The 9,629-nt window shown below is 73.7% G+C and carries 6 protein-coding genes; 4 read left to right on the top strand and 2 right to left on the bottom strand.

The genetic code is table 11. The features are described 5' to 3' along the window. On the bottom strand, nucleotides 1–1,080 hold a 1,080-nt coding region (gene murJ, locus HW445_RS09470; RefSeq protein WP_180220585.1), incomplete at its 3' end, for a murein biosynthesis integral membrane protein MurJ. Beyond that, entirely contained in the window at nucleotides 1,077–2,249 is a 1,173-nt protein-coding gene (locus tag HW445_RS09465) for a peptidoglycan bridge formation glycyltransferase FemA/FemB family protein (RefSeq protein ID WP_308798733.1), read from the bottom strand. The genes HW445_RS09465 and murJ, both read right to left, overlap by 4 nt. Before the next feature lie 190 nt (nucleotides 2,250–2,439). Between HW445_RS09465 and HW445_RS09460 the strand changes: the two genes are divergently transcribed. The 4 genes from HW445_RS09460 to HW445_RS09445 form a co-directional block, all read left to right on the top strand. Further along, nucleotides 2,440–3,633 carry an Ig-like domain-containing protein gene (locus HW445_RS09460; RefSeq protein ID WP_257230957.1) on the top strand — a complete coding sequence of 398 codons (1,194 nt, stop codon included), beginning with the start codon at nucleotides 2,440–2,442 and terminating at the stop codon, nucleotides 3,631–3,633. Between the two features lie 154 nt (nucleotides 3,634–3,787). Then, nucleotides 3,788–4,792 (top strand): methionine synthase, encoded by a 1,005-nt coding sequence (locus tag HW445_RS09455; protein WP_180220582.1) that lies wholly within the window; start codon nucleotides 3,788–3,790, stop codon nucleotides 4,790–4,792. Between the two features lie 14 nt (nucleotides 4,793–4,806). Next, the gene (ligA, locus tag HW445_RS09450; protein ID WP_180220581.1) at nucleotides 4,807–7,104 is read left to right on the top strand and encodes an NAD-dependent DNA ligase LigA; all 2,298 of its coding nucleotides are present in this window, start codon (nucleotides 4,807–4,809) and stop codon (nucleotides 7,102–7,104) included. A gap of 286 nt (nucleotides 7,105–7,390) precedes the next feature. Further along, nucleotides 7,391–9,629: bifunctional diguanylate cyclase/phosphodiesterase (locus HW445_RS09445; RefSeq protein ID WP_180220580.1), on the top strand; the 2,239-nt coding region annotated here is incomplete at its 3' end.

Below are 9,629 nucleotides of genomic sequence, written 5' to 3'. Positions count from 1 at the left end.
GACCAGCGCCGTCGCCGGGTGCGCCAGGGCGAACAGCGCGCACGCGGCGGGCACCACGACGGCTCCGCCGGTGCGCAGCGCGTACCCCGCGTCCCGGCGGACCGCCGCCGTGTCGCCGTCGGCCGCCGACCGGCTCATCCGCGGCATCAGCGCCGTCACCAGGGAGACCGTGACGATGCCGTGCGGCACCATCCACAGTGTGTAGGCGTTGGTGTAGGCGCTGAATCCCGCGCCCTCGACGTGCTCGGCGGCGGCGCGGGCACCGGCGGACGTCGCGAGCCTGGTGGTGACCCAGTAGGCGGCCTGGTTGCTGAGCACCAGCAGCACCAGCCAGCCCGCGGAGCGCAGCGGACGGGTCAGACCGCTGCCGCGCCAGTCGAACCGGGGCCGGTAGCGGAAACCGGCGGCCCGCAGCGACGGCACCAGCGCGAGCGCCTGGACGACGATGCCGGCCGTGGTGCCCCACCCGAGCAGTGCTCGCTCCCCCGAGGTGAGCGTCCCGCTCCCGCCGGTCGCCAGGAAGAGGCCGAACACCGCGATGACGACGACGTTGTTCAGGACCGGCGTCCACATCATCGCGCCGAAGCGGCCCCGCGCGTTGAGCACCTGTCCCAGCAGCGTGAACAGGCCGAGGAAGAAGATCTGGGGCAGGCAGTACCGGGCGAACGCGACCGTCGTCCCGTGCTGTTCCGGCGGGTGGTCCGCGTAGAACCCGACGATCGCCGGCGCCGCCCACACCGCCGCGCCCGTCAGCACGAGCAGCGCCGGCACACACACCGTGAGCAGCCGGTCGGTGTAGGCCGCGCCCCCGTCCGCGTGCTCCTTCGCGGCCCTGACCAGCTCCGGCACGAAGACGGCGTTGAGCGCGCCGCCGAGCAGCAGGACGTAGACGACGGTCGGGACCGCATTGCCCACCGCGTAGCCGTCGGCCGTCATCCCGAGGCCGAGCGCGGCGGCGACGACCGCGGACCGCAGGAACCCGGTGGCGCGGGAGACGACCGACCCGGCGGCCATGATCGCGCCGCTGCGCAGCACGGACGGCGGCTCCGCCTTCGGTCCGGCCGCGGCGGTGACGCTCATCGGCGCGCCAGATAGGTCTGGAAGGCGCGGTAGAGCGCCCGGTTGGCCGGTCCGTCCATCGGTCTCTCCCACTCTCCCAAGGTCTCGACGACCTCGCCGCCCGTGCCGAGCTTCCAGCGCAGCAGCCCGTACGGACGGTCGCCGGGGTCGAGGGTGGAGGGCACTCCGCGCATGTCGTAGACGTCGGCGCCGAGGGCGTGGGCGTCGAGCAGCATGCGCCACTGCAGCAGGTTGGAGGGCCGGACCTCGCGGCGGTGGTCGGCGGAGGCGCCGGTCTGGTACCAGATCCGGCGACCGACGCGGATCATGGTGTGGGCGGCGAGGATCTCGCCCTCGTACCGGGCCAGGTAGAGCCGCATGCGGCCCGGCTCCTCGGCGTTGAGGGCCGCGTACTGCCGCTCGTGGTACCGCAGGGACCGTCCGAGGCGGAACCCGTCGCGCTCCTCGGTGACGCGCAGCAGCCGGTAGAACTCCGGCAGGTCGGCCGCGCTGCCGACGACCACCTCGACGCCCGACTTCTGCGCCCGGCGGACGTTGCGCCGCCACTCCTGGTTGAGTGCGGACCACAGGTCCTCCCGCGTGCGCCCGGCGAGCGGTATGCGGAAGACGTGGCGCGGCTGCGCGTCCCCGTCGTCGTCGCCGCCGCACCGGTTCCAGCCGCGGGCCCGCAGCCGCTCGGCGACGGCGGTGCCCAGCGGGTCCACCTCGCTCGCGAGCACGTCGGAGAGCCTGCGTCCCGGCCCGGTCGCCGACTTGAGGCGTGCCGCGCTCCAGCGGCGGTACGCGGGCGAGGGGCCGATCCGTACGGCGAACACCCCCGACGCCCGCAGATGCCTCAGCAGCGGGGCGAGCCAGCCGTCGATGCCCGGGTCGGCCCAGTCGACGACCGGCCCTTCCGGCAGGTAGGCGAAGTACTTCCGGGTGCCCGGCAGTTGCCGCAGCAGGACCAGAGCGACTCCGGAGAGCCGGCCGGCCGCCGGATCGGGTCCCCAGCCGACCGTCCGGGCACGCCAGCCGTCCTTGACCTGCGCCCAGGACGGGCACTGCAGGAACCCGGCGCCCAGTTCCGATCCCGCGTCGGAGGAGAGGAACGAACGGTAGGTCTCGGCGGTGATGGGCCCCAGTGGTGTTTCCCGGCCGTGGGCGGCCGTCACGAGCGTCGCTGACACGGTGTGAGCCTCTCTGTGGGGATGCGGAGGATGCTCACAGCCGTCCGTGACCGCCGCGCGCGGCGAATGTGACCGGACCATGACCGTTCCTCTGCAGTCGCCGTCACATGGCCCGCACCACCGCTCACCTGCGTGTCCTCGGCCCTACAGTCGCCGTGTCGCAGCCGAACCATCATGGACGGAGGCTCCGTTGAGCCAGATACGTGTGCGCATCGCGGCAGTGGCCGTGCTGCTGGCGCCGCTCACCGCCTGCTCTGCCGGAGCGGGACCGGGTGATGCGGCGGCGGACGCCGAGGGCGGCGGCACCCGGGCCGCGGAGGACCGCCCCGCGACGGTGGCGGTGACGCCGAGGGGCGACGGTGTGCGGGCCGGTGACACGGTGCGGGTCACCGTGGCGGGAGGCACGCTCACCTCGGTCAGGGTGACCGACGGCGAGGGCCGCGAACTCGCCGGCGAGGTCGCCGCCGACGGCACGCGGTGGGCCTCGCAGCGCAAGGCGGTCCCCGGCACCTCGTACACGGTCACCGCCGTGACCACGACGAAGACCGGCACGAAGAGCACCGCCACGTCCGTGTTCACCACCGCCGGGGCCGACAAGGTCAACAAGGTGGACTGGCGCCCCGGCGCGAACACCACCGTCGGCATCGCCCAGCCGGTCTCCCTCGTCTTCGACAACCCGGTCACCGACAAGGCCGCCGTCGAACGGCAGTTGAAGCTCACCACCTCGAACGGCACCGAGGGCTCCTGGGCCTGGCTGGAGGACCACTCCGGCCGCGACCGGATCGACTGGCGGCCCAGACAGTACTGGAAGCCCGGCACGAAGGTCACCCTCGAGGCCCAGCTGAACGGCACCGACTCCGGCGACGGCGGCTGGTTCGTCCGCGACTACACCACCCGCTTCACCGTCGGGACGGACCAGGTCGTCAAGGTCGACCTCGACCGGAAGCAGCTCACCCTGGAACGGGACGGGAAGGCGGTCCGCACCATCCCGGTCTCCGGCGGCACCCCGGGCGGCGACCGGCGCTCCTGGCGCGGCACGGCGGTGCTGATGGCGAAGGAGGGCACGATCAACATGAACTCGGAGACGGTCGGGCTCGCCGACGCCTACGACAAGATGGTCGACAAGTCGATGCGGCTGACCTGGTCCGGCATGTACGCCCATGCCGCGCCGTGGAACGACAGGTGGTTCGGCAGGGCCAACAGGAGCTCCGGATGCATCGGCATGAGCGACGCGGACGCCGCCTGGTTCTACGACCAGGTCCGCCCGGGCGACCCGTTCGAGATCAAGGGCAAGGACACCAAGGGCGTCGTCGCACCGGGCAACGGCTTCGGCGCCTGGAACGTGCCGTGGGCCGACTGGCAGGCGAGGAGCGCGCTCGGCTGACGCCTCCACCGGCGGCACGGCCGCCGGCCGGCGGGGAGGTCACGTGCGGGTGCGGGTGCGGGTGCGGGTGCGGGTGCCGGTGAGGGCGGGTGCGGGGGCGCGGAGCGGCGGCCCCCTGACGCCGTGGCCCCGCCCACTTCCGTACGCTTCCCGGGTGAGTGAAAAGCGCAGGTTCACCTTCGGGGCCGCCACCGGGGTCGGCTCCCTCCCCGGCGAGGACGCGCGGGAGGCCGCGCGGACCGCCGTCGGGTCGTTCGAGACGTTCGCCTTCCTCCCCGAGCTGCCCGCCCGCGGGCCCGGCGCGGACATGATCGGCCGCACCGCCGGACTCCTGGTCGAGATGTACGCCCGGGTCGAGCCCAGCGGCTGGCGCCTGGGCGACCGCCCCGGCCGGGACACCCGCCGCGCCCACTCCTGGCTGCGGCAGGACCTCGACGCCCTGGAGGAGCACACCCAGGGCTACGAGGGCCAGCTGAAGGTCCAGGCCGTCGGGCCGTGGACACTGGCCGCCGCGCTGGAGCTGCGGAACGGCGAGGCCGTCCTCTCCGACCCCGGCGCCACCCGCGACCTCACCGGCTCCCTCGCCGAGGGACTGCGGAACCACCTCGCCGAGCTGCGCCGCCGCGTCCCCGGCGCCGAGCTCGTGCTCCAGCTCGACGAGCCCTCCCTCACCACCGTGCTCCGCGGCCAGGTGCGGACCGCCAGCGGCTACCGCACCCACCGCGCCGTCGACCGGCAGGTCGTGGAGGCGGGCCTGCGCGAGGTGATCGGCGTCCACGACGGCCCCGTGGTCGTCCACTCCTGCGCCCCCGACGTCCCCTTCGCCCTGCTGCGCCGCTCCGGCGTCGACGCCGTGTCGTTCGACTTCTCGCTGCTCACCGAGCGTGACGACGACACCATCGGTGAGGCGGTCGAGGGCGGGCTGCGGCTCTTCGCCGGAGTGGTGCCGGGCACCGACGCCCCGTTGTCGGACCCTGCCGGTAGCGTCATGGGTGTCAGGACGCTCTGGCGCAGGCTGGGACTGCATCCGGGTCTTCTCCCGGAGGCGGTCACGATCACGCCGGCGTGCGGACTCGCGGGGGCCACCCCGGGGTACGCCCGCAAGGCGCTCGCACAGTGCGTCCGGGCGGCGACATCGCTCGCGGACAACCCTGAGTAACGGGAGGACCGACAGTGGCCGGCGACGAGCAGGCGAACACGGCGGGCGGCGCGGCGGAAGGCACCGCGCCCAGCGAGGCGCGGGAGCGTCACGCGCAGCTGGCCGAGCAGATCGAGGAGCACCGCTTCCGTTACTACGTGAAGGACGCTCCCGTCGTCAGCGACGCGGAGTTCGACAGGCTGCTGCGCGACCTCCAGGCGCTGGAGGAGGAGTACCCCGAGCTGCGCACGCCCGACTCGCCGACCCAGAAGGTCGCCGGGGCGTACGAGACGGAGTTCACCGCCGTCCAGCACCGCGAGCGGATGCTCTCCCTCGACAACGCCTTCGACGACGAGGAACTCGCCGCCTGGGCCGACCGCGTCGCGAAGGAGATCGGCGCCTCCGCCCACCACTTCCTGTGCGAACTCAAGGTCGACGGCCTCGCCGTCAACCTCACCTACGAGCACGGCCGCCTCACCCGCGCCGCCACCCGTGGCGACGGCCGCACCGGTGAGGACATCACGCCCAACGTGCGGACCATCGCCGAGATCCCCCACCGGCTGCACGGGGACGACCTCCCGGGCCTGGTGGAGATCCGCGGCGAGGTGTACTTCCCGATGGAGAAGTTCCAGGAGCTCAACGCCCGCCTGGTCGAGGCCGGCGACAAGCCCTTCGCCAACCCGCGCAACGCGGCGGCCGGTTCGCTGCGCCAGAAGGACCCCCGGGTCACCGCCTCCCGTCCGCTGCACATGGTGGTGCACGGCATCGGCGCCCTGGAGGGCTACACGGGAAGCGGGATGTCCCGGCTCTCCGAGGCCTACGACCTGCTGCGCTCCTGGGGCCTGCCGACGGCCCGGCACAACAAGGTGGTCGACGACCTGCCGTCGGTGCGCGCGTTCATCGCCCACTTCGGCGAGAACCGCCACTCCGTCGAGCACGAGATCGACGGCGTCGTCGTCAAGCTCGACGAGATCCCGCTCCAGGGCCGCCTCGGCTCCACCTCCCGCGCGCCGCGCTGGGCCATCGCCTGGAAGTACGCGCCGGAGGAGGTCAACACCAAGCTGGTCAACATCCGCGTGGGCGTCGGCCGCACGGGCCGCGTGACCCCGTACGCGCAGGTCGAGCCGGTCACCGTGGCCGGCTCGGAGGTCGAGTTCGCCACCCTGCACAACCAGGAGGTCGTCAAGGCCAAGGGCGTCCTCATCGGCGACACCGTGGTGCTGCGCAAGGCCGGCGACGTCATCCCCGAGATCCTCGGCCCGGTGGCCGACCTCCGGGACGGCAGCGAGCGGGAGTTCGTGATGCCCGCCGCATGCCCCGAGTGCGGCACGCCGCTGCGGCCGATGAAGGAGGGCGACATCGACCTGCGGTGCCCCAACGCCCGTAGCTGCCCCGCCCAGTTGCGGGAACGGCTCTTCTACCTGGGCGGCCGCAAGGCGCTCGACATCGAGCACTTCGGCTATGTGGCGGCAGCCGCGCTCACCCAGCCGCTGGAGCCGTCCGATCCGCCGCTGCGGGACGAGGGCGGCCTCTTCGACCTCACCATCGAGCAGCTGCTGCCCATCAAGGCGTACGTCCTGGACAAGGACAGCGGCATCCCCAAGCGCGACCCGAAGACCGGCGAGGACAAGATCGCCACCGTCTTCGCCAACCAGCAGGGCGAGCCGCGGAAGAACGCGGTCGCCATGCTGGAGAACATCGCCGCCGCCAAGGAACGCCCGCTGGCCCGGATCCTCACCAGCCTCTCCATCCGCCACGTCGGGCCGGTCGCCGCCGAGGCGCTGGCCCGCGAGTTCCGTTCGATGGAGCGCATCGAGGGCGCCACCGAGGAGGAACTGGCCGCCACCGAGGGCGTCGGCCCGATCATCGCCGCCTCGCTCAAGGAATGGTTCGCCGAGGACTGGCACCAGGAGATCCTCGCCAGATGGCGCGCGGCCGGCGTGCGCATGGAGGACGAGGCCACCGGCGAGGAGGAGGGCCCGCGCCCGCTGGAGGGCCTGACCGTGGTGGTCACCGGGACGCTCACCGGGTTCACCCGTGACGGCGCCAAGGAGGCGCTGGTGAGCCGGGGCGCCAAGGTGACCGGGTCGGTGTCGAAGAAGACCTCGTTCGTGGTGGTCGGCGACAACCCCGGCTCCAAGTACGACAAGGCGATGCAGCTCAAGGTGCCGGTGCTCGACGAGGACGGCTTCGGCGTCCTGCTGGAACAGGGCCCGGACGCCGCCCTCGAGGCCGCCCTGCCCGCCGAAGGCGCCGCCCCGGGCGCGCCCGGGGACGCCGACGGGGCCGACGCGGCCGACGCGGCCGACGGGGGAGAGGAGCAGGCCGGGTAGGGGCGCGGCCCGGCAGCGGCGCCGGAACCACCCGGAAGGCCGTCCCCCGCGGAGGAAGCGGGCCTTTCGGGTGGGTCGGGGCGTATACGGGTAACCTCGGGTGACCGCTGCCCAGAAAGCCGTCGGCCGCCTACTGTTGGGGTGTGGCACCGGACCGCACGACGGCGTCGGTGCGCGCCCCGCTGCGGGAACCGCCGCGGGACAGATTTTTTCGGACACGCGCGGCCTCGAGGCTGTCGCACCGGCCGCGGGGCACGGGCACCGCCGGCCGTGAGAGGGACGGGGTATGGAACCGGTCGAGAACGCCGCGTCGGGGCCTCGGCTGCGCGCACGTGTGTCCGACGCCCTGCGACGGTCGTTCTCCCGGCTCGCCCCCGGCCCCGCGGCCCGCTCCCGCGTCCCCGGCTTCCCGAGCTTCCAGGACCCCGGGCAGCCGCCCTCCGGTCGCGGGCCCGAACCCTCCCCGCTCCGGTGGAGACGGACCGCGCCGGATTCCGCCGCCCGCCCGTCGGGCCTCCTCGCCCTCCCCGCCTCCCCGGCGCGCGGTGACGCGGGCGAGGACGGCGACCGGCAGATGCTCTCCTGGCCGGTGCTGCCCGTGGTGGTGGTCGCCGCCGCGGGGTTCGTCCTGGGCGCCGGCTTCTACCGGGCGCTCTCCGGGGACCACGCCCTCTTCCCGCCCGGCGCCGTCGGCTGGTCCCTGGCCCTGCTCACCGGGGTGATCGTCGGTCACCTGGTGCTGCTCGGCCGGACCCGCTGGTGGGGCGGCACCGGCTCCGCCGCCGCCCTCACCCTCGCCGTCCTGCTGCTCCACGGCTGGGTGCCCGCCGGTCTGGTCAGCCTCACCGTCGTCGTGTTCTCCGGGGCGGCCCGGCGGCGCGGCAGACGCCAGAACCTGCTCTGCGGCGCCGTCGACATCCTCGGCATCGCCGTCGGGGCGCTGCTGCTCGCCCTGTTCGGCAGGTTCCCCTCCGTCGAGAACCCCTGGTCCGCGCAGTTCTGGACCGGCACCGCCGCCCTGCAGATCGCGGTGGTGGCGATCGCCTACCTCGCCGTCACCCGCGTGCTGCTCTGGTACCTCCAGGCCCCCAGCAGCGACAACCTCCCGGTCTTCACCCGCACCGACGTCACCCGGCAGGGGCTGCTCGCCGCCGCGCTGCTCGGCACCGCCCCGCTGATGTGCGTGGTCGCCTCGGTCCAGCCGATGATGCTGCCGCTGTTCGCCATCCCGCTGATCGCCCTCGACCGCACCCTGTGGATGGCCCGGGCCCGTGCCGAGGAGCAGCTCCGGGACCCGCTCACCGGCCTGCCCAACCGGCAGTGGCTGCTGGAGCGGGCCTGGAGCGCACTCGACGACGCGGAGCGGCAGGACGCCCGGACCGCCCTGGTCCTGATCGACCTCGACCGCTTCCGCTCCGTCAACGACACCCTCGGCCACCTGGCCGGCGACCGGCTGCTCGTGCAGACGGCCGACCGGCTGCGGCGCGTCCTGCCCGAGGGCGCGGAGGCCGCCCGGCTCGGCGGCGACGAGTTCGCGGTCCTGCTGCCGCTGGTCGACTCCACCACCTCCGCGACCCGGGTGGCCCGTGCCCTGGTGGCCGAACTGGGCTCCCCGCTCGACCTGGACGGGCTGACCCTGGTGCTGGAGGCCAGCGCGGGCGTCGCCCTCTACCCCGACCACGCGCCGGACGCCGAGGGCCTGCTGCGGCGGGCCGACGTCGCCATGTACCAGGCCAAGCGGGACCGCACGGGGGTGGAGGCGTACGAGTCGAAACGGGACTCCAACACCCCGGACCGGCTCGGCCTGCTGGGCGACCTGCGCAGGGCGCTCGACGCCCACGAGGTCGAACTCCACTACCAGCCCAAGGTCCGCTTCGACGGACAGGTCGCGGGGCTGGAGGCGCTGATGCGGTGGGTGCACCCCGAGCGGGGCAAGGTGCCGCCGGACGAGTTCATCGCCATCGCGGAGTCCTCGGGGCTGATGCCGCACCTCACCGAGTACGTGCTGGAGACGGCGCTGGCCCAGGTCGCCGAGTGGCGGGCACAGGGCCTGATGGTGCCGGTCGCGGTCAACGTCTCGCCGCGGGACGTCCACACCCCCGGTTTCGCGGGTTCCGTGGCCGCGCGCCTGGCCCGGCACGGCGTCCCGACCGGGTCCCTCCAGCTGGAGATCACCGAGCACGTGCTGCTGGAGGATCCCCAGCGGGCCGCCGACACGCTGGCGGCGCTCAGCGGCCACGGCGTGAAGATGTCCCTGGACGACTTCGGCACCGGCTACTCCTCCCTGGTCCACCTGCGCCGGCTCCCGGTGAGCGAGCTGAAGATCGACCGTTCCTTCGTGGCACGGCTCGCGGTGGACCCGCAGGACGCGGAGATCGTCCGCTGCACCCTCGACCTGGCCCACTCGCTGGGCCTGCTGGTCGTCGCCGAGGGCGTCGAGGACGACGAGACCTGGGAACGCCTGCGGGACCTCGGCTGCGACGCGGTGCAGGGCTGGCTGGTCTCCGCGGCGATGCCGGCGGACG

It is taken from the genome of Streptomyces sp. UH6 (assembly GCF_013421635.1).
Taxonomy (GTDB): Bacteria; Actinomycetota; Actinomycetes; order Streptomycetales; family Streptomycetaceae; genus Streptomyces; species Streptomyces abyssomicinicus.
This window is presented reverse-complemented; position numbering and strand designations above follow the sequence as displayed.